This is a genomic window from Streptomyces longwoodensis (assembly GCF_001514125.1).
Classification (GTDB): domain Bacteria; phylum Actinomycetota; class Actinomycetes; order Streptomycetales; family Streptomycetaceae; genus Streptomyces; species Streptomyces longwoodensis.
This window is the reverse complement of record NZ_KQ948559.1, coordinates 182,427-207,068: the sequence shown is the minus strand read 5'-3', so window position 1 is coordinate 207,068 and position 24,642 is coordinate 182,427. Positions and strand designations below refer to the sequence as shown.

The 24,642-nt window shown below is 71.6% G+C and carries 24 protein-coding genes and 1 pseudogene; 6 read left to right on the top strand and 19 right to left on the bottom strand.

Features of this window, described 5'->3' with window-relative positions; all coding sequences use genetic code 11:
• Positions 1-69: 69 nt before the first annotated feature.
• Together AQJ30_RS26845 and rlmN are read right to left on the bottom strand one after the other, a co-directional pair.
• Positions 70-1,146 (bottom strand): thiamine ABC transporter substrate-binding protein, encoded by a 1,077-nt coding sequence (locus AQJ30_RS26845; protein ID WP_067239113.1) that lies wholly within the window; start codon positions 1,144-1,146, stop codon positions 70-72.
• Positions 1,147-1,360: 214 nt separating this feature from the next.
• On the bottom strand, positions 1,361-2,467 hold the full coding sequence (gene rlmN, locus AQJ30_RS26840) for a dual-specificity RNA methyltransferase RlmN (protein ID WP_067239111.1): 1,107 nt from the start codon (positions 2,465-2,467) through the stop codon (positions 1,361-1,363).
• Positions 2,468-2,812: 345 nt separating this feature from the next.
• Here rlmN and AQJ30_RS26835 point away from each other — a divergent pair, with 345 nt between their 5' ends.
• From AQJ30_RS26835 to iolE, 5 genes are all read left to right on the top strand, one after another.
• Positions 2,813-3,814, top strand: coding sequence for an SGNH/GDSL hydrolase family protein (locus AQJ30_RS26835; RefSeq protein WP_245727136.1), 1,002 nt, complete (start codon positions 2,813-2,815; stop codon positions 3,812-3,814).
• A gap of 77 nt (positions 3,815-3,891) precedes the next feature.
• Positions 3,892-5,805: a GMC family oxidoreductase gene (locus tag AQJ30_RS26830; RefSeq protein ID WP_107119712.1), complete on the top strand. Its 1,914-nt coding sequence runs from the start codon at positions 3,892-3,894 to the stop codon at positions 5,803-5,805.
• Between the two features lie 136 nt (positions 5,806-5,941).
• A complete protein-coding gene (locus AQJ30_RS26825) occupies positions 5,942-7,087 on the top strand; it encodes a ferritin-like domain-containing protein (RefSeq protein ID WP_067239105.1) in 1,146 nt (381 codons plus the stop codon).
• A gap of 23 nt (positions 7,088-7,110) precedes the next feature.
• Complete coding sequence (locus AQJ30_RS26820; RefSeq protein WP_067239103.1) at positions 7,111-7,614, top strand: hypothetical protein; 504 nt, start codon at positions 7,111-7,113, stop codon at positions 7,612-7,614.
• Positions 7,611-8,528, top strand: a complete 918-nt coding sequence (gene iolE / locus AQJ30_RS26815; protein WP_067239101.1) for a myo-inosose-2 dehydratase — start codon at positions 7,611-7,613, stop codon at positions 8,526-8,528. Before AQJ30_RS26820 ends, iolE begins: the two co-directional genes overlap by 4 nt.
• A 56-nt stretch (positions 8,529-8,584) precedes the next feature.
• Here the strand turns inward: iolE and AQJ30_RS26810 are convergent, their stop codons facing one another.
• The 6 genes from AQJ30_RS26810 to rpsB all read right to left on the bottom strand — a co-directional run bounded on the left by AQJ30_RS26810 (position 8,585) and on the right by rpsB (position 14,000).
• Positions 8,585-9,034: an SRPBCC family protein gene (locus tag AQJ30_RS26810; RefSeq protein ID WP_067239098.1), complete on the bottom strand. Its 450-nt coding sequence runs from the start codon at positions 9,032-9,034 to the stop codon at positions 8,585-8,587.
• A gap of 138 nt (positions 9,035-9,172) precedes the next feature.
• Positions 9,173-10,429: a phosphatidate cytidylyltransferase gene (locus AQJ30_RS26805; RefSeq protein WP_079084322.1), complete on the bottom strand. Its 1,257-nt coding sequence runs from the start codon at positions 10,427-10,429 to the stop codon at positions 9,173-9,175.
• On the bottom strand, positions 10,429-10,986 hold the full coding sequence (gene frr, locus AQJ30_RS26800; RefSeq protein ID WP_067239283.1) for a ribosome recycling factor: 558 nt from the start codon (positions 10,984-10,986) through the stop codon (positions 10,429-10,431). The genes AQJ30_RS26805 and frr overlap by 1 nt, the downstream gene beginning before the upstream one ends.
• Before the next feature lie 128 nt (positions 10,987-11,114).
• Positions 11,115-11,873 (bottom strand): UMP kinase, encoded by a 759-nt coding sequence (gene pyrH / locus AQJ30_RS26795; RefSeq protein ID WP_067239096.1) that lies wholly within the window; start codon positions 11,871-11,873, stop codon positions 11,115-11,117.
• 199 nt (positions 11,874-12,072) lie between these two features.
• Complete coding sequence (gene tsf, locus AQJ30_RS26790) at positions 12,073-12,909, bottom strand: translation elongation factor Ts (protein ID WP_067239093.1); 837 nt, start codon at positions 12,907-12,909, stop codon at positions 12,073-12,075.
• A 158-nt stretch (positions 12,910-13,067) separates the two neighbouring features.
• Entirely contained in the window at positions 13,068-14,000 is a 933-nt protein-coding gene (rpsB, locus tag AQJ30_RS26785) for a 30S ribosomal protein S2 (protein WP_067239090.1), read from the bottom strand.
• A 387-nt stretch (positions 14,001-14,387) separates the two neighbouring features.
• Between rpsB and AQJ30_RS37330 the strand changes: the two are divergent.
• A pseudogene (locus tag AQJ30_RS37330) lies at positions 14,388-14,921 on the top strand (murein hydrolase activator EnvC family protein); the annotation flags it as partial.
• 8 nt (positions 14,922-14,929) lie between these two features.
• Here the strand turns inward: AQJ30_RS37330 and AQJ30_RS26780 are convergent.
• From AQJ30_RS26780 to lepB (AQJ30_RS26730), 11 genes are all read right to left on the bottom strand, one after another.
• A complete protein-coding gene (locus AQJ30_RS26780; RefSeq protein ID WP_067239087.1) occupies positions 14,930-15,487 on the bottom strand; it encodes a TetR/AcrR family transcriptional regulator in 558 nt (185 codons plus the stop codon).
• A 146-nt stretch (positions 15,488-15,633) separates the two neighbouring features.
• Positions 15,634-16,476, bottom strand: coding sequence for an RNA polymerase sigma factor WhiG (gene whiG / locus AQJ30_RS26775; protein ID WP_067239084.1), 843 nt, complete (start codon positions 16,474-16,476; stop codon positions 15,634-15,636).
• 239 nt (positions 16,477-16,715) lie between these two features.
• A complete protein-coding gene (gene dprA, locus AQJ30_RS26770) occupies positions 16,716-17,885 on the bottom strand; it encodes a DNA-processing protein DprA (RefSeq protein ID WP_067239081.1) in 1,170 nt (389 codons plus the stop codon).
• A complete protein-coding gene (locus AQJ30_RS26765) occupies positions 17,882-19,507 on the bottom strand; it encodes a YifB family Mg chelatase-like AAA ATPase (RefSeq protein ID WP_067239078.1) in 1,626 nt (541 codons plus the stop codon). Before AQJ30_RS26765 ends, dprA begins: the two co-directional genes overlap by 4 nt.
• Position 19,508: 1 nt before the next feature.
• Positions 19,509-19,871, bottom strand: coding sequence for a YraN family protein (locus AQJ30_RS26760; RefSeq protein WP_067239076.1), 363 nt, complete (start codon positions 19,869-19,871; stop codon positions 19,509-19,511).
• Between the two features lie 88 nt (positions 19,872-19,959).
• Positions 19,960-20,268, bottom strand: a complete 309-nt coding sequence (locus AQJ30_RS26755; RefSeq protein ID WP_003965949.1) for a DUF2469 domain-containing protein — start codon at positions 20,266-20,268, stop codon at positions 19,960-19,962.
• A 56-nt stretch (positions 20,269-20,324) separates the two neighbouring features.
• Entirely contained in the window at positions 20,325-20,801 is a 477-nt protein-coding gene (locus AQJ30_RS26750; RefSeq protein WP_067239281.1) for an NUDIX hydrolase, read from the bottom strand.
• A 115-nt stretch (positions 20,802-20,916) separates the two neighbouring features.
• The gene (gene lepB / locus AQJ30_RS26745; protein ID WP_067239072.1) at positions 20,917-21,699 is read right to left on the bottom strand and encodes a signal peptidase I; all 783 of its coding nucleotides are present in this window, start codon (positions 21,697-21,699) and stop codon (positions 20,917-20,919) included.
• Between the two features lie 136 nt (positions 21,700-21,835).
• On the bottom strand, positions 21,836-22,861 hold the full coding sequence (lepB, locus tag AQJ30_RS26740; protein ID WP_067239069.1) for a signal peptidase I: 1,026 nt from the start codon (positions 22,859-22,861) through the stop codon (positions 21,836-21,838).
• Positions 22,749-23,849 carry a signal peptidase I gene (gene lepB, locus AQJ30_RS26735; protein WP_067239066.1) on the bottom strand — a complete coding sequence of 367 codons (1,101 nt, stop codon included), beginning with the start codon at positions 23,847-23,849 and terminating at the stop codon, positions 22,749-22,751. The genes lepB (AQJ30_RS26740) and lepB (AQJ30_RS26735) overlap by 113 nt, the downstream gene beginning before the upstream one ends.
• Complete coding sequence (lepB, locus tag AQJ30_RS26730; RefSeq protein WP_067239063.1) at positions 23,842-24,603, bottom strand: signal peptidase I; 762 nt, start codon at positions 24,601-24,603, stop codon at positions 23,842-23,844. Before lepB (AQJ30_RS26730) ends, lepB (AQJ30_RS26735) begins: the two co-directional genes overlap by 8 nt.
• Positions 24,604-24,642: the final 39 nt, after the last annotated feature.

Sequence of the window (24,642 nt, the reverse complement as noted above, 5' to 3'; positions counted from 1 at the left end):
CCGGGCCGTCGGGTCGGCTCCCGCGGCCCGCGGCGTCCGGTCGGTCCTTGCGGCCCGTCGCGTCGGCCGTCACTTCAGGACGATCGAGGTCCACGACGTGACCCACTGGTCGCGGTGGGCGGCGATCCGGTCCGGGGCCATGGTCTCGGGGTCCTTGGCCGCGGGCCCGAACTGCGTGAACTCGGCGGGGACCGCGGCACCCTGCCGGACCGGGTAGACGAACATGTTCAGCGGCATGTCCTCCTGGAACTCCTTGGAGACCAGGAAGTCGAGGAACGCCTTGCCGCCCTTGGTGTTCCCGGCGTTGCTGAGCAGGCCCGCGAACTCGACCTGGCGGAAGCAGGTGCCGGCCGCCACACCGGTCGGGGCGGTGGCGGGCCGGGGGTCGGCGTAGATCACCTCGGCGGGCGGCGAGGAGGCGTACGACACGACGAGCGGCCGGTCGCCGCCGGCCTTCTTGCCGCCGGCCGAGCCGGAGAACTCCTCGTTGTAGGCCTGCTCCCAGCCGTCGACCACCTTGACGCCGTTAGCCTTCAGCTTCTTCCAGTAGCCCTCCCAGCCGGCGTCACCGTACCGCGCGGCGCTGCCGAGCAGGAAGCCGAGGCCGGGCGAGGAGGTGGAGGCGTTCTCGGTGACCAGGAGGTTCTTGTAGGCCGGCTTGACCAGGTCGTCGAAGGAGGCGGGCGGGGCGAGCTTGTGGTCGGCGAAGTACTTCTTGTCGTAGTTGACGCAGATGTCGCCGTAGTCGACGGGCGTGACGCGGTGCTCGGCCCGGTCGAGCTGGTAGGCGGCGCCGACCTGGTCGAGCCCCGCGGCCCGGTACGGCTGGAACAGGCCGTTGTCGAGGGCGCGCGAGAGCAGGGTGTTGTCGACGCCGAAGAAGACGTCGCCCTGGGGGTGGTCCTTGGTGAGGACCGCCTTGTTGACGGCCTGCCCGGCGTCGCCGTCCTTGAGGACCTTGACCCGGTAGCCGGACTGCTTCTCGAAGTCGGCGAGCACCTTCTTCGACACGGCCCACGAGTCGTGGCTGACGAGGGTGACGGTCTTGCTGTCGGCCGAGTCCTTGGCCTCGGACGAGCCGCACGCGGACAGCGTCGCGAGCAGGCCGAGGCCGGCCGTCGCCGCCACGAGGGTCTTGGTGTGCACTGGATGTCCTCCTGGGGTGGGCCAGGAAGAACGCGGCCCCGCCCGGGACAGCCCGGGCAGGGCACAACAGCTCGAGTGATGACCGAACTTCCTACCCAGAATGACCTGGGCGAGGTTCAGAGGGTCTGCGGCCCGGTGCCGCACTCTCAGCGCTGTGGCGCTCCCCTGTCGGAATATGAAGATGTGGACGTCACCTCGGTGACATGACCGGATTTTACCGCTCGGTGGCCGCGAGCTGACCGCAGGCCCCGTCGATCTCCTGACCACGGGTGTCCCGGACGGTGACGGGCACGCCGTGGGCCGCGATCGCCTCGACGAACGCCTTCTCGTCCTCGGGCCGGGAGGCGGTCCACTTCGAGCCCGGGGTCGGGTTCAGCGGGATGAGGTTGACGTGCACGGGCTTGCCCTTGAGCAGCCGCCCGAGCCGGTCGCCGCGCCAGGCCTGGTCGTTGATGTCGCGGATCAGCGCGTACTCGATGGACAGCCGGCGCCCGCTCTTCTCGACGTACTCGAACCCGGCGTCGAGAACCTCGCGCACCTTCCACCGCGTGTTCACGGGAACGAGGGTGTCGCGCAGCTCGTCGTCGGGGGCGTGCAGCGAGATCGCGAGCCGGCACTTGAAGCCCTCGTCGGCGAACCGGTGGATGGCCGGCACGAGCCCGACGGTCGACACGGTGATCCCGCGCTGCGACAGGCCGAGCCCGTCGGGCGTGGGGTCGGTGAGCGCGCGGATGGCGCCGACGACGCGCTTGTAGTTGGCGAGGGGCTCGCCCATGCCCATGAACACGATGTTGGACAGCCGCGCCGGCCCGCCCGGCACCTCGCCGTCCCGCAGGGCCCGCATCCCGTCGACGATCTGGTGGACGATCTCGGCGGTCGACAGGTTGCGGTCGAGCCCGGCCTGTCCGGTGGCGCAGAAGGGGCAGTTCATGCCGCAGCCGGCCTGCGAGCTGATGCACATGGTGACCCGGTCCGGGTACCGCATCAGCACGGACTCCACGAGCGTCCCGTCGAACAGCCGCCACAGCGTCTTGCGGGTCGTCCCCTGGTCCGTCGACAGGTGCCGCACGACGGTCATCAGCTCGGGGAACAACGCCTCCCGCAGCGGCTCGCGCGCACCGGCGGGGATGTCGGTCCACTGCTCCGGCTCGTGCGCGTACCGCGCGAAGTAGTGCTGCGACAGCTGCTTGGCACGGAACGGCTTCTCCCCGATCCCGGCCACGACAGCCTTCCGCTCGGCGGGCGAAAGATCGGCAAGATGCCGCGGCGGCGACTTCGCTCCGCGCGGCACGACAAAGGTGAGTTCTCCGGGCTTGGGCATGATGCATCCAGTGTCGCAGATCCATTGGGGTGACCCGCGGCCGTCACCCTGGACGGCTGGCGGCACCTCTCCCCGCCACCCAAGGTCGGCTCCCGCGCACTCGCCCCCGGTGTCGGGCTTCAGGTCAAGGCCCTCGGGTGGTTTACCTGGCCCACCCACCTACCGACCGCATCCCCTCGGTTAGCTTCGGAGCGTAGTCGAGTGACTGCACTGAGTGACTGGAGGACAGCGATGCGTGCGAAGTCCAGGGGCCGACTGGCGGCCCTCGTCTTACGGGTTCTGCCGCCCCGCGGCGGGGCAGCGGTGCGGCGCTCCGGCGCCCGTCTGCGCAGGGGAGCACTGGCCGTGGGGGTGACTCTGGCGGTGTCCGCGCTGGCGCCCCAGGGCGCCGCCTCCGCCGCCGATCAGTACGAGTGGGCCGCGCTGGGTGACTCGTACACCGCCGGCGGTTTCGTCGGGGAGCCGCTGCCCCCGCTCGGCAGTGCGTCGCGGGACGGCTGCGACCGCACCAGCGACGCCTACCCGGGCTTGGTCGAGCGGGAGCTCGACGAGTTCCCGCCGGGCCGGCCCGTCCACCTGACCAACGTCAGCTGCGGCAACGCCACCATCACCGAGATCGCCGACACCCGGCAGACTCCGATCAGCCCGGTCCAGCCACCCGCCGACGGCTGGCCGGCCGTGGACCCGCAGATCGTGCGGGCCGGGCTCAACGACGGGACGGACGTCGTCACCATCGGCGTCGGCGGCAACAGCCTGCCCTTCGGCGGCATGCTCCTCAAGTGCCTCGAACTGGGCGGGACCCTCGGAAAGTCCTGCCGCGAGTACTACACCAGTCCCCCCGAGGGGGAGGAGAACATCCAGGACAAGCTCGCCCGGGTCCAGGACGAGTACGTCCAGATGCTGGCCAAGGTCCACGAGGCCGCACCGAACGCCCAGGTGATCACCGTCGGCTACCCGGCCGTCCTGCCGGACGAGGGCAGTGAGTGCAACCGGCTCTCCCTCACCGAGCTCGGCGCGATCAAGCACGCCGACGTCGACTGGCTCCGCGACCACGTCCTCAAGTCGCTGAACGCCACCATCCAGCGCGTCACGTCGTTCTTCGGCGACCGCTACGTCGACGTCTACTCGTCCAGCGTGGGCCACGACGCCTGTCAGCCCGCCGGCACCAAGTGGGTCGAGGGCATCTGCGGCGACGCCGCCGAGTACTGGCCCGCCAGGCTCCCCGGAACGCTGCTGAACTGCGCTCCCCTCGACAAGCGCGTCACCCTGGTCCACCCCAACGCCGAGGGCCACGCCAACACCGCCGCCCACGTCGAACGAGCCATCCGCATCGCCCTCCTCCGCTGAGCCGACCGCAGGCAGGCCGGTCCGTACGGCCACAGTCAGGGCACCGGTGGGTGCCCATGTCCCGAGAAGGAGGAGCAATGACGTCTTACGACCACACGGACCCGGTGATCTTCCCGGCCGGTGCCGCCACGGAGACCAGCGCCGCGGAGGCCGCACAGGGCGAGTGGGACGCCGTCGTCGTCGGTGGCGGCATGGCGGGTTCCATCATCGCCGAGCAACTGGGCCAGGCGGGCCACCGGGTGCTGATCCTCGAAGCCGGCCCCGGCAAGGACCTCGACCTCGCCGAGTACGAGTCGTACCTGTCGCGGTTCTACGGCGCGGCCGTCAAGGACAACCAGTCGCCGTACCCGTTCAACCCGAACGCCCGGATGCCCAGGAGCACCGACACCATGCCGGTGCGTCCCGACACCCCCCGGGACGCCTTCTACCTCGTGCAGGAGGACGAGTACTGCACGGACACCACCTTCACCCGGGTCCTCGGCGGCACCTCCATGCACTGGGAGGGCAAGGCGCTGCGCATGCTGCCCGAGGACTTCGACCTGCGCACCAAGTACGGCCAGGGCCTCAACTGGCCACTCAGCTACGACGACCTGGAGCCCTACTACCGGCAGGCCGAGGCCGAACTGGGCGTGTCCGCCGAGGTCGAGGAGCAGAGCTACCTCGGGATGCACTTCCCCGAGGGATACGTGTTCCCGATGCACCGCATGCCGCCGTCGTACCTCGACCAGACCGTCGCCCGGGGTGTCGACGGCATGCGGGTCAGCCTGGCGGACGACGACTACACGCTCCGGGTGCGGACCTTCCCGCAGGCCCGCAACGGCGTGCCGAACCCGGCGTACGACGGCGGCAAGGGCTTCGTCCCGGTCGGCGCGGTGAGCACGAGCCAGGTGGAGGAGGGCGAGCGCTGCCAGGGCAACACCAACTGCGTCCCGATCTGCCCCGTGCAGGCCAAGTACCACGCGGGGAAGACGCTGACCAAGGCGCTCCGCAAGGGCAACGTCAAGATCGTCACGCAGGCCGTCGCGTCCAAGGTCGAGATCGACGAGCACGACCGGCGGGTGACCGGGATCACCGTCAAGCACTACGACGCGCTCGACTCCGACCGGTACGAGACGTACACGGTGAAGGGCACCGTCTACGTCCTCTGCGCGCACGCCATCGAGAACGCCCGGCTCATGCTGGCCTCCGACATGCAGCGCATGAGCCGCAGCGAGCTGATCGGCTGCAACCTGATGGACCACGCGTACCTGCTGTCCTGGGGCCTGTTGCCCAAGCCGGCCGGCACGATGCGCGGCACGTCCTGCACGAGCGGCATCACCGACCTGCGCGGCGGGCGCTTCCGCGGGACCCAGGCCGGGTTCGGCGTGGACATCCACAACGACGGGTGGGGGTGGGCGACCGGCTCGCCCTACACGGACCTGGTCGAACTCGTCGACCAGCGGGGGCTGCGCGGGCCGGAGCTGCGCAGGACCCTCGGGAACCAGATCTCCCGGCAGCTGCTGCTGGCCTTCATGATCGACCTGCTGCCCGAGAGGAGCAACAAGGTCACCGTGAACGAGCGGTACAAGGACGCCCTCGGCAACCTGAAGCCGGTCGTGTCCTTCAAGATCCCGCCCTACACCATGCGGGGCGCGGCCTTCGCCCGCAAGCTCGCGTCCGACATCTTCGAGAGGCTCGGCGCCGAGGACCGGACCGTGTACCACCGGGACCGCCCGAGCGCCGTCGAGCACGACGGCCACTGGTACAACATCGTCGGCGGCAACCACCTCGCGGGCACCCACATCATGGGGACCGACCCGGCGAAGTCGGTGGTCGACCACACCCAGCACTCGTGGGACCACGACAACCTCTACCTCGTCGGGCCCGGCAGCCTGCCCTCGATCGGGACGTCCAACATCAGCCTGACCATGGCGGCGCTCGCCTTCCGCAGCGCGGGCCACATCTCCAGGTACCTGCGCGCCGCGAAGGCGCCGATCACCGTCCGCGGCTAGACGGCCCCCGGTTCGGCGGGGCGACAGCGACACCGTCCATGACGCGCGCCGCCGCGCGCCGCCACCCACCGCCGATCGGTCACCGCCCGCCCCCCTGCGCAACCGCGCACCACGCACCGCCCACGATTGGGGAAACATGTCCGTTTCTTCAGCATCCGAGCCCGCTCAGGACTGCCGGATCCAGACCATCGAGGAGCTCCACGAATACCTCTACAAGGGCCTCCAGTTGGAGCACGCGACGCTCCCGCCCTACCTCACCGCGCTCTACTCCTTACAGCCGGGCAAGAACTCGGACGCCTGGCACGTCATCAGGGTGGTGGCCGTCGAGGAGATGCTGCACCTGACCCTGGTCGCGAACGTCCTGAACGCCGTGGGCGGGACGCCGGACCTCACCAGGGCGGACTTCGTGCCGAACTACCCGACGCGCCTGCCGTGCGGTCCCGACTACTTCGACGTGCACCTCCGGCCGTTCTCACCCGAGGCCCTCGACACCTTCCTGAAGATCGAGAAGCCCGCGCAGGCGGCCACCGAGGACGACAGGTTCGTCCCGGTGGACTGGGCGGCCCTGGGCGTCACGTCCGACGGCGCGGCACCGCCACCGGAGGAACTGGCGGCACTCGAGGAGTCCGGGACGGTCCTCGGCCTCGTCCCCGGAGAGCCCACCCAGCGCTTCCTGAGCATCGGTGAGTTCTACGAGGAGATCATCCGGGGCATCAACCACCTGGAGGACCAAGCCCGCAAGGCAGGCAAGACGATCTTCACCGGCGATCCCGCCCGCCAGGTGACCCCGGAGTACTTCTACTCCGGCGGCGGCGACGTGATCGAGGTGACCGGCCGGGACAGCGCCGTCGCGGCGCTCACCCTCGTCGCGGAGCAGGGCGAGGGGCTGTACGGCGGCATCTACGACAGCCAGGACGAACTCGCCCACTTCTACCGGTTCGAGCAGCTGGAGAAGGGGCGGTACTACCAGAAGGGCGACGACCCGGGCGAGCCTTCCGGCCCGGAGCTGAGCGTCGACTGGAGTGCCGTCCACCCGGTGAAGCCGGACGTCAAGCTGGCGGACCTCGAGCAGGACCCGGAGGTCCTGGCGGCGGCCAGGGAGTTCAACCAGTTCTACGCCACCTTCCTGACCAGCATCAACCTGGCCTACAACGGTCAGCCCGACCTCCTGCTGAAAGCGGTCTGGGAGATGTTCCGCATGCGCGACCGCATGAACCTGCTCATCCGCAACCCGCTCACCGGGCATCCCGGGTCGAACGCCGGCCCGACATTCGAGATCTGAGACCGTCGGAAGGAGGCGGGAGCATGACGCAGGAAACGAGCGCGGACACCGAGCTGCGCGACTTCGTGAGGTTCTCGGCCGCGGTGACCGGGTTCAGCGAGTTCGACCTGTGGGGAACCGGTCAGGCCGAGGCGTACCACAGGACGGCCCTGGAACAGGTCGGGCCGGAGGCGGTCCGGGCGGCGATGGCTGCCGATCCCTCGGCCGTCCATGCCGATCCCGTGGTGAAGAGCATCATCAAGCTCTGGTACGTCGGTGTCTGGTACCGCCCGGAACAGGCGGGGCGCCTGGACGTGGCGGCTTGGACGGCACCCGGCCGCAGCGGGGCGAAGCCCGCCGTCCCGGAAGGCGGCCGGGACGGGGAGGACGGGTCCTCGCCCCCGTTCGTCGTCTCCCCCGACGCCTACACCGAGGGGCTGTTGTGGCGGGCGATCGGCGCCCACCCGTCCGGCGCTAAGGCACCGGGCTACGGCTCGTGGGCCACACCGCCCGCGTTCGAGGACCACCACGAGGAGGAAGTGCGATGACCGGCGCCGTCCCGAACCTGGGTAGCAACAAGGTGTCCCTGGGGGTGACGCCGACCCTGTGGTGGAACGACGACTTCCCGCTGCTCGACATCGGGATCCCGTTCGAGCAGTGCGTGAGCGAGATGGCGCTCGCGGGGTTCCAGGGCTGCAGCATCGGCCACAAGTTCCCGGCCGACCCCGCGGAACTCAAGGAAGCGCTCGACCTGCGCGGCCTGAAGGTGTCCGAGCCGTGGGTGAGCACATACTTCACCATCGGCGAGCTGGACCGGACCGTCGAGAACTTCAGGAGGCAGCTGGCGTTCCTCGAGGCGGTGGGCGGCCAGGACATCGTCGTCGCGGAGTTCGGGCTGTCGTCGCACCTGCAGCCCATCCCGGTCTTCGATCACCGCCCCGAGTTCACGGACGAGGAGTGGTCCCTTCTCACCAGCGGGCTCGACACCATCGGCCGGCTCGCCGCGGACCACGGGATGCGGCTCTGCTACCACCACCACATGGGCACCGGCGTGCAGACGGCCGAGGACATCGACCGGTTGTTGGCCGGCACCGACCCGGATCACGTCCATCTGCTGCTGGACACCGGGCACCTGCGGTTCGCCGGCGACGACCCGCTCGAGACGGCGGAACGGCACCAGGAGCGGATCAAGCACGTGCACCTCAAGAACGTCCGCCAGCCCGTGGCCGACAAGGTGAGGAGCGACCGCCTGTCCTTCCAGGAGGGGATCCAGCAGGGCGTCTTCACCGTGCCCGGAGACCCGGACGGCGTGATCGACTTCCAGCCCGTCCTCGCGACGCTGGGGAACGCCGGCTACGAGGGATGGCTGGTCGTCGAGGCGGAACAGGACCCGTCGAAGGCCTGCCCGCTGGCGTACGCGAAGATGGCCCGCTCCTACCTCGCCGAGGTCCTGGGGTGGTGACGTCGTGGTGACGTAGTGGTGACGTACACGGTGGCGGCGGTCGGCCCGGTCCCGGACTACGCCGCCCCGTGCTCCAGCCGTTCCCGCAGCAACCCCTCGTTGCGCCGGAACTCCTTGCGCACCTGAGGGCGCACCACCAAGGGGACGAGGACCTTGCCGAGGCCGTGGCCCTCGAAGTCGAGGGTCATCGTCAGCCGGGTGCGGCGGCCCTCGTCCAGCGGGGTGATCTCGCCGTGGAAGCGGCCCCTGACCGGGCCGTCCACCCCCCGCACCGTCCACTCGCGGAACGGCTCGTACTGGGTGCACTCCATCGTCGTCAGTACCTGCCGGGTGCCGACGTGCCGGGTGACGCGCACCCGGGAGCCCAGGCCGAACGGGCCGTCGTCGAGCTGCCGCGCGGCCACGGCGCTGGCCTGCCACTCCGGCAGGTGGCGCGGGTCGATGACGTACGCCCACACGTCCGCCGGGCGGCAGTCGAGGTCGATCTCTTCGCGGAAGCCGGACATGGCGCCCCCTTCCCGGGCGGTCCCCTGTACGGGCCTACAGCGGAATCGTCCCACCGGGGCCCCGGGCCGTCATCCCGGGCGACGGCGACGGGCCCCCGTCCGAGGAGGACGAGGGCCCGTCGTGCGGTGTGCGGCCGGTCAGCCGGAGCCGACGAAGAGCACCAGCAGCAGCCACACCACCGGAGCCGTCGGCAGCAGCGAGTCCAGGCGGTCCATGATGCCGCCGTGACCCGGCAGCAGCGTGCCCATGTCCTTGATGCCCAGGTCCCGCTTGATCATGGACTCGCCGAGGTCGCCCAGCGTGGCGCTGGCCGCGACCGCGAGCCCGAGCAGCAGGCCCTGCCACCAGGTGCCGTCGTCGATCAGGAACTGCAGGCACAGCGCGCCCGCGACCATCGCGAAGGACACGGCGCCGAGCAGGCCCTCGCGGGTCTTGCCGGGGCTGATCCGCGGGGCGAGCTTGTGGGTGCCGAAGCGCCACCCGACGGCGTACGCCCCGGTATCGCTGACGACCGTGAGCAGCAGGAACGTCAGCACCCGCCACGGCCCGTCGTCGGCGGTCAGCATCAACGCGACGAAGGTCGCCAGGAACGGCACGTAGAACGCGGCGAAGACGCCCGCCGTGACGTCCTTGAGGTAGCCCTCGGGCGGCTCCGTCATCCGCCAGACCAGCACCGCCAGCGCGGTCAGCGCCATCGCGACCCAGGCGCCCTCCGCCCCGCGGACGTAGCCGGCGACGACCATCGCCGCGCCGCCCACCGCGAGCGGCACCAGCGGCGCCTTGATCTGCTTGCGCTCCTGCAGCCTGCTGGTCAGCTCCCACAGGCCGACGACCACGGCGACCGCGACGACGCCCACGAAGACGGCCTTGACGACGAACAGCGACGCGACGATCACCACGCCGAGGCCGACGCCGACTCCTATGGCCGCGCCCAGGTCCCGGCCCGCGCTCTTCTTCTGCGGGGCGGGCGCGGGCGCCGGCTGCGGCTGGACCTCGGGCATGGGCTCCGGATTCTGCGGCACGTACGACGAGTCGTGCTGCGGCGTCGCGTGCGGCTGGGCCGACGAGGACCCGGACCGGCCGCCGTACCGCTCGTCCGGGAACCGGCCGTGATCCCCGGACGGGAACCCGGAACCGTCCCCGCCCGGGAACGCGCCGTGGTCCTCGTCCCGGAACAAGGGGCCGCCCGTCCGAGCGGCCCCCCGGTCGTCATCCTGGTCTCCGCCGTACGCGGGTCCGTCGGGCACGATGGGCATGGGGCGAGTCTGCTGCGCCTCGGGCGCATCGTACGCGGGACCCGCCGGGGCAGCCCCCTGGACCGGTCCACGCTCGGTGGGCCCCCAGTACCCGGCCTGCCCGGCCTGCGGCGGCGCCCCCCAGGAAGAGTCGTTCATCAGACCTCGAGCAACTCGGCTTCCTTGTGCTTGAGGAGCTCGTCCACCTGCGTGACGTACTTCGCCGTGGTGTCGTCGAGTTCCTTCTCCGCACGGCGGCCCTCGTCCTCGCCGACCTCGCCGTCCTTGATCAGCTTGTCGATCGCGTCCTTGGCCTTGCGGCGGACGGAGCGGATGGACACCTTGGCGTCCTCGCCCTTGCCCTTGGCGACCTTGATGTACTCGCGGCGGCGCTCCTCGGTGAGCTCGGGGAACACCACCCGGATGATGTTGCCGTCGTTGCTCGGGTTGACGCCCAGGTCGGAGTCGCGGATGGCCTGCTCGATGTTGCGCAGCGCGCTCTTGTCGAACGGCGTCACGACCGCCATGCGCGGCTCCGGCACGGAGAACGAAGCCAGCTGGTTGATCGGCGTCGGCGCACCGTAGTAGTCGGCCACGATCTTGTTGAACATCGCCGGGTGCGCACGGCCGGTGCGGATCGCGGCGAAGTCCTCCTTGGCGACCACGACGGCCTTCTCCATCTTCTCCTCGGCCTCGAGGAGGGTCTCTTCGATCACCACTTGCTCCTGCGTGTCTTGAGTAGGCCCGGCTGCGGTTCCTTGCGGGGGCGGCGGCCGGCTGCGTCGCGTCTTCTTCTGCACGTTTCCCGACCGGTGGGACATTGTCCATCCCCCGGCCGGGGTGATCAGCCCTGGCTGGTCTGCTCGCCCACCAGCGTGCCGATCTTCTCACCCTTGACGGCGCGGGCGATATTGCCCTCGGCCAGGAGCTCGAAGACGAGGATCGGCAGCTTGTTGTCGCGGCACAGCGTGATGGCGGTGGCGTCGGCGACCTTCAGGTCGCGGGTGATGACCTCGCCGTAGCCGAGGGCGTCGAACTTCACGGCGTCCGGGTTGGTCTTCGGGTCGGAGTCGTAGACCCCGTCGACGCCGTTCTTGCCCATGAGCAGCGCCTCGGCGTCGATCTCCAGGGCGCGCTGGGCGGCGGTGGTGTCGGTGGAGAAGTACGGCATGCCCATACCGGCGCCGAAGATGACCACGCGGCCCTTCTCCAGGTGGCGCACGGCGCGCAGCGGGATGTACGGCTCGGCGACCTGGCCCATGGTGATGGCGGTCTGCACGCGGCTGTCGATGCCCTCCTTCTCCAGGAAGTCCTGGAGGGCGAGGCAGTTCATGACCGTGCCGAGCATGCCCATGTAGTCCGAACGGGCGCGGTCCATGCCGCGCTGCTGGAGTTCGGCGCCGCGGAAGAAGTTGCCGCCGCCGATGACGACCGCGATCTCCGCGCCGTCGCGCACCACGGCCGCGATCTCCCGGGCGATCTTGTGCACCACGTCGGGGTCGACGCCGAGGCCCCCACCACCGGAGAACGCCTCTCCGGACAGCTTCAGCAGGAACCGGCCGTGTACTTTGCCGTCGTCGCTCTTCTGGGCCTTGGTGGTCATGGGAGATCCCGCCTCTTTCACGTGGTGCACATACGAGGAAGGCCATTGCCGGTCGGGTGTCGGTCGCAACCCATGCGCGGCAATGGCCTCCTCGTCAGATCTGCTGTCGTCCGTCACACGCCCGGGTGATGGCATCCGCCGGCGACAGGGCCGGCTGGTGCCGACCCTATCGGGGCCGGGCGTCGGTCGCGGTACGGACTCAGATGCCGACCTTGATGCGCGCGAAGCGCTTCAGGGTGACACCGGCCTCGTCCAGGACCTTCTGGACGGACTTCTTGTTGTCGAGCGCGTACGGCTGACCGAGCAGCGTCGCGTCCTTGAAGAAGCCGTTGAGGCGACCCTCGACGATCTTGGCGATCGCGGCCTCGGGCTTGCCCTCGGCGCGGGTGGTCTCCTCGGCGATGCGACGCTCCGACTCGACGACGTCGGCCGGCACGTCCTCCTTCGCCAGGTACTTCGGGGCGAACGCGGCGATGTGCTGTGCGACGCCCTTGGCGATCTCGGCGTTCGGCTTGTCCAGCTCGACCAGGACACCGATCTGCGGGGGCAGGTCGGGCATGGTGCGGTGCATGTAGGCGGTGACGTAGCCGTCGGCGAACTGCGCGAAGCGGTCCAGGACGATCTTCTCGCCGAGGTTGGCGTTGGCCTCGTCCACGTACGCCTGGACGGTCTTGCCGGGCTCGATCTCGGAGGCGAGCAGCGCCTCGAGGTCGGCCGGGGACGTCTTGGCGACGTGCTCGGCGATGGTGTTCGCCACGGCCTGGAACTTGTCACCCTTGGCGACGAAGTCCGTCTCGCACTTCAGCTCGACGATGACGCCGGAGGAGTTGTCGTCGGCGATGATCGAGACCACGGCGCCGTTCTCGGCGGAGCGGCCCTCGCGCTTGGCGACGCCCTTCTGGCCCTTGATGCGGAGCGCCTCGACGGCCTTCTCGACGTTGCCCTCGGCCTCGTCCAGCGCCTTCTTGCAGTCCATCATGCCGGCGCCGGTGAGCTCGCGGAGCTTCTTGACGTCGGCGGCGGTGTAGTTCGCCATGAGTCTGTGAGTCTTTCTCGAAGTCTGCGGATTCGGAGATCTGCGGGGTCTGCGGCCCCCATGGAGCGCGAGGGCCGTGACGCGCCGCCGACCTACGGGTGAACGGCGGGGGCGGAGTGAGTGTCACCGCCCCCGCCGTCACCTCTGACGCTGTCGAATCAGGCCTGCTCGGCCTCGGCGGCCTTCTCGCCCTCGGCCGCGGGGGCCTCGGCGGGAGCGGCCTCGGCCGGAGCAGCCTCGGCCTCGGCGGCGGGGGCGGCCTCGGCAGCCGGAGCAGCCTCGGCGGCCGGAGCGGTCTCCTCGGAGTCGGCCTTCTTCTCGCCGCCCTCGAGCAGGTCGCGCTCCCACTCGGCCAGCGGCTCGCCCGCGGCCTTCTCGCCCTTGCCCTCGGTGGCGACACCGCTGCGGGAGATGAGGCCCTCGGCGACGGCGTCGGCGATCACGCGGGTGAGCAGGGTGACGGAGCGGATCGCGTCGTCGTTGCCCGGGATCTTGTAGTCGACCTCGTCGGGGTCGCAGTTGGTGTCGAGGATCGCGACGACCGGGATGTTGAGCTTCCGGGCCTCACCGACCGCGATGTGCTCCTTCTTGGTGTCCACGATCCAGACGGCGCTGGGCACCTTGGACATCTCGCGGATACCGCCGAGGGTCTTCTCCAGCTTGGCCTTCTCGCGGGAGAGGACCAGCAGCTCCTTCTTGGTGAGGCCGGAGGCGGCCACGTCCTCGAAGTCGATCTGCTCGAGCTCCTTCAGGCGCTGCAGGCGCTTGTAGACGGTCGAGAAGTTGGTGAGCATGCCGCCCAGCCAGCGCTGGTTGACGTAGGGCATGCCGACGCGGGTGGCCTGCTCGGCGATGGCCTCCTGCGCCTGCTTCTTCGTGCCGACGAACATGACCGTGCCGCCGTGGGCGACGGTCTCCTTGACGAACTCGTAGGCGCGGTCGATGTACGACAGCGACTGGAGCAGGTCGATGATGTAGATGCCGTTGCGCTCCGTGAAGATGAACCGCTTCATCTTCGGGTTCCAACGACGGGTCTGGTGACCGAAGTGGACGCCGCTCTCCAGCAGCTCCCGCATCGTGACGACGGCCATGGCCGTATCTCCTCGAGTTTCTCGGTTGTGCCGCGTCGGCCGGCCGGCCGTCGCGCCTGACGCCCGCATCGCGCCTAGCCGCAGAGGACCGAGAGGCGCTGGCACCGACCGCTGGGCGGCCCGGTGTCGGGGCGTGCGAAGTCGACCCGGTGACCCGGATCGCCAGAAGAAGTGTACGGGACCGACGGGGGCCCGGGTGACGCCGCTGTCCACAAGCGGGGGGTTCGTCCACAGGCCACGGCATGATCAGCGGGGGCGGGGGACGGTGGGGGCATGCGAGCGATGCGGTGTACGGGGGGCCGGGCGGGGTCGGGGACGGGGTCGTGGCCTGGTCCGGTGACCGGTCCGGGGCGGGTGGCGCAGGCGGCGGTGCTGGTGGTCTGCCTGCTGCTGACGTCGGTGGTGACACCGGCGGTCTTCGCCCGGGCGGACGTCACCCCGTCGCCCGCTCCCCCACCCGCCCCGTCACCCCCGGTGCCGGCGATCGGCCGCTCCTGGCCGGTGGGCGCGCGTCCCGCCGTGGTGCGCGGCTGGGACCCGCCGGCGACGCCGTACGCCCGCGGCCACCGCGGGGTGGACCTGGCGGCGCCGGCCGGCGCTCCGGTACGGGCGGTGGCGGCGGGACGGGTGGCCTTCGCGGGCCGGGTCGCCGGGAGGGGGGTGGTGTCGGTCGAGCTGACGGGGACCGACCTGCGCACGACGTACGAGCCGGTGCGGGCCTCGGTCGCGCAGGGCGCGCGGGTGGCGGCGGGCGAGGTGATCGGCACGGTGGAGCCGTCGGGCTCCCACTGTGCGGGCACGTGCGTGCACTGGGGCCTGCTCAGGGGCGAGGGCTACCTGGACCCGCTGTCACTGCTGCCGCCGTGGCTGCTGCGGCGGGGGCCGTCGAGGCTGCTGCCGGTGTGGGGGGTACCGCTGCCGGACGGGTCTCAGCCCCGTACGCCCCGCAGCACCATGCTCACCGCCGCCTCCGCGACGACCCGGGGTTCCTCCGCCGCGCCGAGCTCGATACGGCGTACCGCGGCGTCCACGACGCCCTGGACCAGCATCGCGGCCAGCCGGGGTTCCGCGTGGCCGAGCCCGGTCAGGGCGTCGACGATCATCGAGACGAGGGCGCCGTGCGCGGCGCGGATCTTCTCCCGGGCGCCGGCGTCCAGCTCGCTGGCCGAGATGGCCACGACCGCCCGGTGGCGCCGGTCGCCGACCAGGTCCAGCTGCGTGCGCACGTAGGCCTCGACCTGGGCGGCGGGTCCGTCGGCCGCGGCCATGGCCGCCTCGACCTCCGCCGCCCAGACGGGGAAGTCGACCTCGCACAGTTCCTCGACGACCGCGGCCCGCGACCGGAAGTACTCGTAGACGGAGGAGCGCGCGAGCCCCGTCCGCTCCGCGAGGGCCGGGAAGGTCAGCGCGTCCGTGCCGCCCTCGGACAGCAGGGTGCGGGCCGCGTCCAGCAGGGCGGCTCGCTGCATCGACCGGTGCTCGGCCACGGAGGCCGCTCGAATCCTTGGCACCCGACCACTGTACGGACGCGCCTGCCGCGACGGGAGTGCCGCAGGAGACCGGCCACGGTGCGGGGTCGCCCGACCGACACCCACGGGCCGCAGCCCAGCGGACGGAGCTCACCGGCCGACACTCACCGGCCGAAGCTCGCCAGCTTCGCGCGCAGCTGGAGCACCGACTTGGTGTGGATCTGGCTGACCCGGCTCTCGGTCACGCCGAGGACGTTGCCGATCTCGGCGAGGGTGAGGCCCTCGTAGTAGTAGAGGGTGACGACGGTCTTCTCCCGGTCGGGCAGGGTGTTGATCGCCCGCGCCAGGAAGCGCCGCAGCTCGCGGTCCTCGGCCACTTCGACGGGGTTGTCCGCGGCGGTGTCCTCGAGGGTGTCCATGAAGCTCAGCCCGTCGCCGCCCTCACCGCCGACGTGCAGCAGCTCGTCGAGGGCGACCACGTTGGCCAGCGACAACTGGCTGAACACGGCGTGCAGTTCGTCGACCGCGATCCCCAGTTCGGCGGCGACCTCGATCTCCGACGGGGTCCGCCGCAGCCGCGCCTCCAGGGTGGCGTAGGCGCGCTCGACGTTGCGCGCCTTCTGCCGCACGGAGCGGGGGATCCAGTCCAGGGCCCGCAGCTCGTCGATCATGGCGCCGCGGATCCGGGTGATGGCGTAGGTCTCGAACTTGATCTCGCGGTCGACGTCGAACTTCTCGATCGCGTCGATCAGCCCGAAGACCCCGGAGGAGACGAAGTCCGCCTGCTCGACGTTGGGCGGCAGGCCCACGCTGACGCGGCCCGCCACGTATTTCACCAGGGGCGAGTAGTGCAGGATCAGTTGTTCCCGCAGCCGTTCGTCGCCCGTCGCCTTGTACGACCGCCACAGCTCGTCGAGCGTCGAGGGGGCGGGCGGCCGCACGCTGCCACCGTCGCGGGCGGCTGGGGGGATCGCCGCCCGGTCGGACCCGGAGGTGTGCTGGGGCATTCGTCGCCTTGTGCCGTTCTGCCGTGGAGTTGCCGGTCTGTGTTCTACGTCGGAATCCACGTGAGCGTAGCGTGACTGGAGCGTCGCAATGAGCGAAGAGCGGGTCCCGGCCCATGCGCAGATACGTTCCTCCGCGCGTGCCGGAGAGGCGCGGCGGCCCTCGGCCCGTCCGGGGACCGCGTCAACTGCCGCAATTCCCAAGGCGTTACGCGTTCCCCCGGACGGCCGAACCGAACGGGTCAGGGCTGACGCGGACCCGGTCGAACGGAGAGCACCGCCTGGCGTGTCAACTTCCAGCCGTCGCCCAGTCGTTCGACGTAGCCCAGCGCCCTGAGCTCGTAGAGCCGGGCGACCGCGTCGTCCTCGGTGGTCTGCGCGCCCCGGGCGACCTCGTCCGCCGGGGCCGCCCGCCGGCCGGGCAGGGCGGCCAGGACGCGGCGGGCGGCGGGGTCCAGCAGGTCGCGCGGCAGGACGGGACCGCGCCGCTCGGGCGCCAGTTCCCCCATGTCACCGACCAGTTCGACGACTTCCGCCGCGTCGGTGACCAGGACGGCCTCCCCGCGCAGGAGTTCGTGCACCCCCGCGGACAGGGCACTGGTCGCCGGGCCCGGCACGCCCATGGTGTGCCGGCCGAGGCGCCGGGCGGCCCGCGCGGTGACGAGCGAACCGCTGCGGTAGGCGGCCTCGACGACCACCGTGCCCCGGGTCAGCGCGGCGATGACCCGGTTGCGCAGCACGAACCGGCTCGGCGTCGGATGCTCCCCGGGCGGCAGCTCGCCGACGACCAGGCCCTGTTCCGCGATCCGGTGGATCAGCCCGGCGTGGCCGCGCGGGTAGGGCCGGTCGACGCCGCAGGCGAGGACGGCGACGGTGGCACCGCCGGCGCCGAGCGCGCCCCGGTGCGCGGCGCCGTCGACGCCGTAGGCCCCGCCGGAGACGACGACCCAGCCGCGCTCGGCGAGGCCCGCGGCGAGGGTGGTGGCCATGTGGGCGCCGTACTCGGTGCAGGCGCGGGCGCCGACGACGGCGACGGAGCGCAGCGCCCACATCCGCAGGCTGGGGCTGCCCCGCACCCACAGGCCGAGTGGCCGCGCGTCCCCGAGGTCGTCGAGCGTGCCGGGCCACTCGGTGTCGCCGGGGCACACGAACCGCAGGCCGGTGGTGGCGGCCAGGGCGAGGTCGCGGGCGGCGTCGGCCGTACCGGCCCGGGCCCGCAGCCCGGCCCACCGCCGCTCGCTCACCCCGGCCGGCGCCCCCTGGTCCCCGCCGCGCAGCAGCTGACGCACGGCCCCGCGGGCCCCGGTCTGCCGGATCCATCGCCCCGCGACCTCGTCCCCGGGCTCGATCACCCGCCCGAGGAAGACCCGGGCCGCGCGCTCGTCGTCCGGAACGGTGCCGGGGCCGCTCACGTCAGGGCTCCGATGGCCATCGGCACCCCGCGGGGCACCCCGGTGCGCAGCTGCAGGGCCAGCGCCACGTCCGTCGCGTCGGGCCGGTCGTGTCCGACCAGGTCCGCGACGGTCCAGGCGACCCGCAGGACCCGGTCGAGTCCCCGGGCGGTGAGCACGCCCCGCTCCAGGTTGCGCTCGGCCTCGTCCATCGCGCCCCGCGCGGCGTGCCAGCGGGTGCGCAGCTCCCGTCCCGGCACCTCGCTGTTGGTCCGCCACGGTGTCCCGGCCAGCCGGGCCGCCGCCCGCTCCCGGGCGGCGTGGACGCGGGTCGCGACGACCTCCGTGGACTCGCCCCCGGGGCCCCGGTGCGCCAGCTCGGCGCGGCTGACCGGGTCGACCTCCACGCGCAGGTCGACGCGGTCGAGCAGGGGTCCGGACAGCCTCGCCTGGTAGCGCCGGATCGCCGATGGCGGGCACTCGCACAGGGAGTCCCGCTGGGAGAAGCGGCCGCACGGGCAGGGATTGGCGGCCAGCACCATCAGGAACCGGGCGGGGAAGCGCACCACCCCGGCGCTCCGGGCGATCACCACGTGCCCGGACTCCAGGGGCTGGCGGAGCGCGTCCAGGGCCTGGCTGTTGAACTCGGGAGTCTCGTCCAGGAAGAGCACGCCACGGTGGGCCAGGGAGACCGCGCCGGGCCGGGCGATCGACGGGCCGCCGCCGACGAGTGCCTGCATGGTGGCCGAGTGGTGCGGGGCGCAGTAGGGCGGCACGTCGATCAGCGGCTTGCCCGGGGGCAGCAGCCCGGCCACCGAGTGCACGGCGGTGACCTCGAGGGACTCCTGGCCGGTCAGCCGGGGCAGGACGGCCGGCAGGCGCTCGGCGAGCATGGTCTTGCCGGCGCCGGGCGGACCCTCCAGGAACAGGTGGTGGCCGCCCGCCGCGGAGACCTCCACCGCGGTCCGTGCCGAGACCTGCCCGACCACGTCGGACAGGTCGTGCCCCGGGTCGTGCTGGGCCGCGCCCATGCTGTGCATGCCGGTGGCCGCGCCCGTGCCCGGCACGCGCAGGCCGGCCAGCAGCGGGTCCGGGCGGCCCTGCTCGTCCGGGGCCTCCTCGGGGACCGGCTCGTCCGCGAGGACCGCGATCAGCTGACGCAGGCTGCGCACCCCGAGCACGGACACACCCGGCACCAGCGAGGCCTCGGCGGCCGCGCACTCGGGCACCACGACCTGTTCGTACCCGGCCTCGGCGGCCGCCAGGACCGCGGGCAGGATGCCACGCACCGGGCGCACCCGGCCGTCGAGCCCCAGCTCGCCGATCATCACGATGTCGGCGAGCACCCGGGGGTCGATCCGCTCGGCGGCCCCCAGCACCGCGCACGCCACCGCCAGGTCGAAGCCGCTGCCGGCCTTGGGGACCGAGGCGGGGCTGAGTCCCACGGTGAGCTTCTTCTGGGGCCATTCGCCGCCCGAGTTCACCACCGCGGCCCGGACCCGGTCGCGGCTCTCCGTCAGGCTCTTGTCCGGGAGGCCGACCAGGGTGAAGGCGGCCACTCCCGGTTCCAGGTCGGCCTGGACCTCGACGACCACGCCCTCCACGCCCACCAGGGCCACCGAACACGTCCGTGCGAACCCCATGTCAGGCCACCCCCCGCACGTGCTCGACGACGGGCGCGCCGCGGTCCGGCAGGACGACGCCCACCAGGTCGATGCGGACGCCGCCCGGCGGGGCGCCGCCGTGGGCGTGGATCCAGCCCTCGGCCAGGCCGCGCAGGCGCTGGGCCTTCTCCGGGGTCACCGCGGCCATCGGGTGTTCGTAAGCACGGCTCCTGCGGGTCTTCACCTCACAGACGACCAGCACGTCGCCGTCCCGGGCGACGATGTCGATCTCTCCGGTCCTGCCCCAGCGCCAGTTGCGCTCCAGGACCGTCATCCCGGCCTCCGCCAGCCGTCGTGCGGCCAGCGTCTCGCCGTACCTGCCGAGTGCACTGCGTGCGTTCATGTCGGCACCACCTCCGGTGCCCACCGTCACGCACGGCGTCCCGCGGAGTTGATCTCCGGGGACTACTCAGCGGTTGTGGAAAACCCCGTCACCCGCCCGGGAGCTCCAGGTCGCTCTTGTTGAGCTCCTCGATGTTCACGTCCTTGAACGTGAGGACCCGCACTTGCTTCACGAACCGGGCCGGCCGGTACATGTCCCACACCCATGCGTCCGCCATCGACACCTCGAAGAACACCTCACCCTGGACCGAGTGCACCTGCATCTCGTAGTCGTTGGTCAGGTAGAAACGCCGCTCGGTCTCGATCACGTATTTGAACAGACCGACGACATCGCGGTACTCCCGGTAGAGCTTCAGCTCCATCTCGGTCTCGTACTTCTCGAGGTCCTCGGCGCTCATGGCATGTTCCCCTTCAGCCGTGCGATCCCCCCATTGTGCGCCAGCACCGCGGACCCCTAGACGATTTCCGTGTCAAGGGTCACCGGCCCGGCCGGGGGACCTTCGTCGAGCAGCCTGCGCAACAGCTCGGCGAGTCTGGTCGGATACACCGTCTCATGCGTCCCGGTCAGTTCCGCACAGGTCCACCACCTCGCTCCGGCGACGCTGCGCCGTTCCAGTTCCGTCAGGGCCAGGGCGCGGGTCGCCGTGGTCGTCGTACGGGCCAGGTAGTACCACTCGTCCTGGTCCCAGCGGCGGCCCGCGAACGGGAACGAGCACCGGCGCCGCCACAGCACGGGGCCGAGGTCGACGTCGGTGATGCCCGTCTCCTCGGCGAGTTCCCGCACCGCGGCCGCCTCACGGGTCTCGTCGCCCTCGACGCCGCCGCCGGGGGTGAACCACCAGTCGTCGGCCGGGTCGTCCGGCTCGTGCCCGTGCAGCAGCAGGATGCGGTCGTCGGGGTCCAGCAGGACCACCCGCGCGACCCGGCGCAGCCCGCCGTCGTAGCCGTCCGCGGGAACGCCGGCACCGGCACCGGCACCGGCACCGGCACCGGCATCAACACCAGCACCCGCACCCGCCGCACCAGCACCCGCACCCGCGGACGTCTCAGCGGGCACCGGCCGCCCCCATCGCCGGTCGCGCCCCACGGCGGCCGGCCGCGCGCTTGGCGATCGGGCCGTACGCGGCGCCGCCGAGGACGAGGACCGCCCCGACGACGATCAGCGTGAGGACCAGGCGCAGCGGCCCCGGCTGGGAAAGGCTGCCCAGGGCCTGGAAGCCGGTGGGGCGCTTCAGCATGCCGTCCATGGGGTAGACGACGGCGTCCACGCGCGCGCTGACCGCGCTGCGGGCGACCGTGCCCTGGGCGGCGTCGGAGAGGTGGGCGGTGGAGTCCAGGGAGCCCTGGCGCTCGTCACCGAGCAGGAAGAGGCGGCCGGCGGGGACCTTCACGGTGGGGAAGTCCGTGATCTCGGCGAGGCTGCCGTCGGGCAGGTAGGGCTCGTCGATCTGCTTGCCGTTGACGGTGAGCTTGCCGTTCGTGCAGCAGGCGACGGTGTCGCCGCCGACGGCGACGACCCGCTTGACCACGTCGGCGTTGGTGACCCAACTCTTGTCGTGGAAGACCACCACGTCACCGCGGCGCACCTCGCCGCCGTCGATCCGCTGGGCCAGGACCCGGGCCCCGGCGTTGATGGTCGGGGACATCGAGCTGGTGGGCACGGTGTACGGCCGGTAGACCACCGCTCCCCAGGCGAAGCCGCCGAGGAACAGCACCAGGCCCAGCGCGATGGCCAGCCCGGACAGCCGCTGTCCGGTCCGGCCGCCCACCGGGCCCGCCGTGGTGCCGCCGCCGTGCGGGGCCGTTCGTGTCGTGCTCTCGCCACCCATGGGTCCGCACCCTACCCGGCGGTACCGAACGGGGTCAGCCCCTCGCCGGCCGCCGGGGCCCCAAGCTTGGGAAAGGGTTTGCCAGGGCGCTGAGGTGCGGGTCGGGCCGGTCCACGGCCCCAAGGGGGGTGTCTCCCTAGCGGGGCGCGGACGAGGTGGTCGGTCGGGCCGTCGCCGCCGCGGTGGCCCGCCGGCGGCGCCACAGGGCCACCGGTACGACGCCGACGAGCGCGAGGCCCTCCGGCGCGACGGTGACGGCGGCCGAGCGGGCGCTGAGGCCGGGCTGGTCGAAGGTGTCCGGGACCGGCAGGGTGCCCCAGCGGTTGATCGGCCAGGCCTTGACGACGGCGCGGCCCACGACGTCGTCGACCGGGACCATGCCGTGGTGGCGGTCGGACTGGTTGTAGCGCGAGTCCCGCGAGTTCTGACGGTGGTCGCCCATCACCCACACGTAGCCCTTCGGGACCTTCACGGTGAACTGACCGCCCTGGTCGTCCTGGCTGCACGGGGTGTTGCCCGGGTACACGTACGGCTCGTTCAGCGCCTTGCCGTTGACGGTCAGCGGACCGGTGCCGTTGCACGCGACGGTGTCGCCGCCGACGCCGATGACCCGCTTGATCAGGTCCTTCTCCTCGGCGGAGGGCATCAGGCCGATCCAGCTGAGGAAGGTCTGCAGGGCGTTCGGCTCGGGGGTGGGCTCACCGGCGAGCCAGTTGTCCGGGTCGTGGAAGACGATGACCTCGCCGCGTTCGGGCTCGGAGCCGAACCACGGGGTCAGCTTGTCGACCAGGACGCGGTCGCCGCGCTGGAGGGTGTTCTGCATCGAGTCGGACGGGATGGAGAACGCCTGCACCAGGAACGTCTTGATCAGCAGCGCCAGGACCAGCGCGATGCCGATCAGGATCGGCAGCTCCTTCCAGAAGGAGCGCGGCTTCTTGGGCTGCTTCGGCGAGGCGCCGGAGCTGCCGGTGCCGTCGGGGCCGTCCGCGCCCTGTCCGCCGCCGGTCCCGGCCTGCTCCCCGGGTGGCCCGTCCTGGGCCGCACCGGGGTCATTCCCGGAGGTCACGGCGCCGTCCGCGGCCCGGTCGGCCGCTTCCACGGGACGTCCGCGGTGCTCCTCGCCGTCGTGTCCGGACCGTGCGCCAACCGCCACATCCCCCACGCCAACTCCTCACTCTGTGCCGCTGCCTGCTCCCTACGCGGCGCAGGCCCACCACTCCCATAACGAGCGGGAGTTCCGCAGGGCTCGGGAGTCGGATCGTTCCGTTTCGATCGTCGGGAGCAACCCTATGCGACAGCCGGGGGGCCGGGACGGCAGCGGAGGCCGCCGAGTCGGTGACCGAGGAGAAGGTTTGCGGTTCCTTAAGACTGTCCCAGTGGCCGAGCGGCCAGGCGATGACCATGGCCCGGCCCACCACCTCGTCCACGGAGACGGTGCCGCCGTAGTCGGTGTCCTGGTGGAAGCGGGAGTCGGCCGAGTTGGCCCGGTGGTCGCCCATCACCCACAGCCGGCCCTGCGGGACGGTCACGTCGAACGGGGTGTTGGAGGGGGCGTTGCCCGGATAGAGGTAACCCCCCTCGTTCAGGGGAACGCCGTTGACGGTGATCCGCCCCTGGGTGTCGCAGCACTTGACGTGGTCGCCGCCGACGCCGACGACGCGCTTGATGAGGTCCTTCTCGTTGTCCGAGGGCAGCAGGCCGATGAAGGTCAGGGCCCCCTTGACCTGCTTGACCACCACGGGGTCGTTCTTCCGGGTGGTGCTCTGCTCGTCCTGGAGCCAGCCGCCGGGGTCCTTGAACACGACGACGTCCCCGCGCTCGGGCTCGGAGCCGAACCACGGGGTGAACTTGTCGACGAGGACGCGGTCGCCGATCCGGATCGTCTGCTCCATCGAGCCGGACGGGATGACGAACGCCTGCACCAGGAACGTCTTCAGCACGAGCGCGATCAGGACGGCGACGCCGACCAGCAGCGGGACCTCCCGGACGGCGGAGCGCCTGCGCTTGCGCTTGACCTTGCGCTGGAGCTTGCGGCGCTCCGCGCGCGTGCGCCCCGCGGAGGAGGAGCCGGAGGCCCGCCGGGAGCCGGTGGGCAGGAGGTTGGCCGCCCCGTCACCCGGTGTGCCGCGCGGCTTGCCGCGGTTACCCATGGGCACCGCCCGCGGCACCCGGGGAGGCGGCAGGGGTGGGCCCGCCGGAGGAAGTGGCCGCCGGCACGCGCGCGTACGCGTCCGGCCGGTGCAGGCGGGTCAGGTGGGCGGTGGGCCAGACGATCCAGTCGACGCGGCCGACGACCTCGTGGACCGGGATCATGCCGCCGCCCGGCGAGCCGAGGTGGTCGCGGGAGTCGCGGGAGTCGCTGCGGTGGTCGCCGAGCACGAACAGCGTGCCGTCGGGCACGACGACGTCGAAGGGCACCGTGGACGGACTGTCGCCGGGGTACAGGAACGTCGACTCGTCGACCGACCGGCCGTTCACCCGGATCCTCCCCTCCTGGTCGCAGCAGACCACGTGGTCTCCCCCCACGCCCACGACGCGTTTGACGTAGTCGGCGTCACCGAAGTACCCCGTGCCGTCGAACACGACGACATCGCCGCGGCGCGGCGCGGCACCGAAACGGTACGCCAACTTATTTACGAGAACGCGGTCCCCGATCCTCAATCCGTTCTCCATGGATCCGCTGGGGATCTGGAAGGGCTGGGCCACGAACGTGTTGAGGAGCAGCAGGAGGACCAGGCAGATCAGCAGCGTGAGGCTGACGCGGCCGCCCGGGAGCAGGTCGGTGATCCGCGCCGCCAACGCGAAGCGCGACCGTCCCTCCGGTCCCTCGCCGTCCGGCGGGTGGCCGGGCGGGGCGGGGCGGGAGGAGCGGTCGCGCTCCGTCGGCTGTGCTTCGGTGTCCATCGGGGCCAGATGCTATCCGGCCCGGAGGGGGACTCCCGA

What these genes read in the sequence shown, in the direction of transcription:
- rlmN (WP_067239111.1), bottom strand. Translation starts at nt 2,467, where the DNA reads ATGCCCAAGCCCGGAGAACTCACCTTTGTCGTGCCGCGCGGAGCGAAG.
- AQJ30_RS26830 (WP_107119712.1), top strand. Translation starts at nt 3,892, where the DNA reads ATGACGTCTTACGACCACACGGACCCGGTGATCTTCCCGGCCGGTGCC.
- AQJ30_RS26825 (WP_067239105.1), top strand. Translation starts at nt 5,942, where the DNA reads ATGTCCGTTTCTTCAGCATCCGAGCCCGCTCAGGACTGCCGGATCCAG.
- AQJ30_RS26820 (WP_067239103.1), top strand. Translation starts at nt 7,111, where the DNA reads ATGACGCAGGAAACGAGCGCGGACACCGAGCTGCGCGACTTCGTGAGG.
- iolE (WP_067239101.1), top strand. Translation starts at nt 7,611, where the DNA reads ATGACCGGCGCCGTCCCGAACCTGGGTAGCAACAAGGTGTCCCTGGGG.
- AQJ30_RS26810 (WP_067239098.1), bottom strand. Translation starts at nt 9,034, where the DNA reads ATGTCCGGCTTCCGCGAAGAGATCGACCTCGACTGCCGCCCGGCGGAC.
- AQJ30_RS26805 (WP_079084322.1), bottom strand. Translation starts at nt 10,429, where the DNA reads ATGAACGACTCTTCCTGGGGGGCGCCGCCGCAGGCCGGGCAGGCCGGG.
- pyrH (WP_067239096.1), bottom strand. Translation starts at nt 11,873, where the DNA reads ATGACCACCAAGGCCCAGAAGAGCGACGACGGCAAAGTACACGGCCGG.
- tsf (WP_067239093.1), bottom strand. Translation starts at nt 12,909, where the DNA reads ATGGCGAACTACACCGCCGCCGACGTCAAGAAGCTCCGCGAGCTCACC.
- rpsB (WP_067239090.1), bottom strand. Translation starts at nt 14,000, where the DNA reads ATGGCCGTCGTCACGATGCGGGAGCTGCTGGAGAGCGGCGTCCACTTC.
- whiG (WP_067239084.1), bottom strand. Translation starts at nt 16,476, where the DNA reads ATGCCCCAGCACACCTCCGGGTCCGACCGGGCGGCGATCCCCCCAGCC.
- AQJ30_RS26765 (WP_067239078.1), bottom strand. Translation starts at nt 19,507, where the DNA reads ATGGGGTTCGCACGGACGTGTTCGGTGGCCCTGGTGGGCGTGGAGGGC.
- AQJ30_RS26760 (WP_067239076.1), bottom strand. Translation starts at nt 19,871, where the DNA reads ATGAACGCACGCAGTGCACTCGGCAGGTACGGCGAGACGCTGGCCGCA.
- AQJ30_RS26755 (WP_003965949.1), bottom strand. Translation starts at nt 20,268, where the DNA reads ATGAGCGCCGAGGACCTCGAGAAGTACGAGACCGAGATGGAGCTGAAG.
- lepB (WP_067239072.1), bottom strand. Translation starts at nt 21,699, where the DNA reads ATGGGTGGCGAGAGCACGACACGAACGGCCCCGCACGGCGGCGGCACC.
- lepB (WP_067239066.1), bottom strand. Translation starts at nt 23,849, where the DNA reads ATGGGTAACCGCGGCAAGCCGCGCGGCACACCGGGTGACGGGGCGGCC.
- lepB (WP_067239063.1), bottom strand. Translation starts at nt 24,603, where the DNA reads ATGGACACCGAAGCACAGCCGACGGAGCGCGACCGCTCCTCCCGCCCC.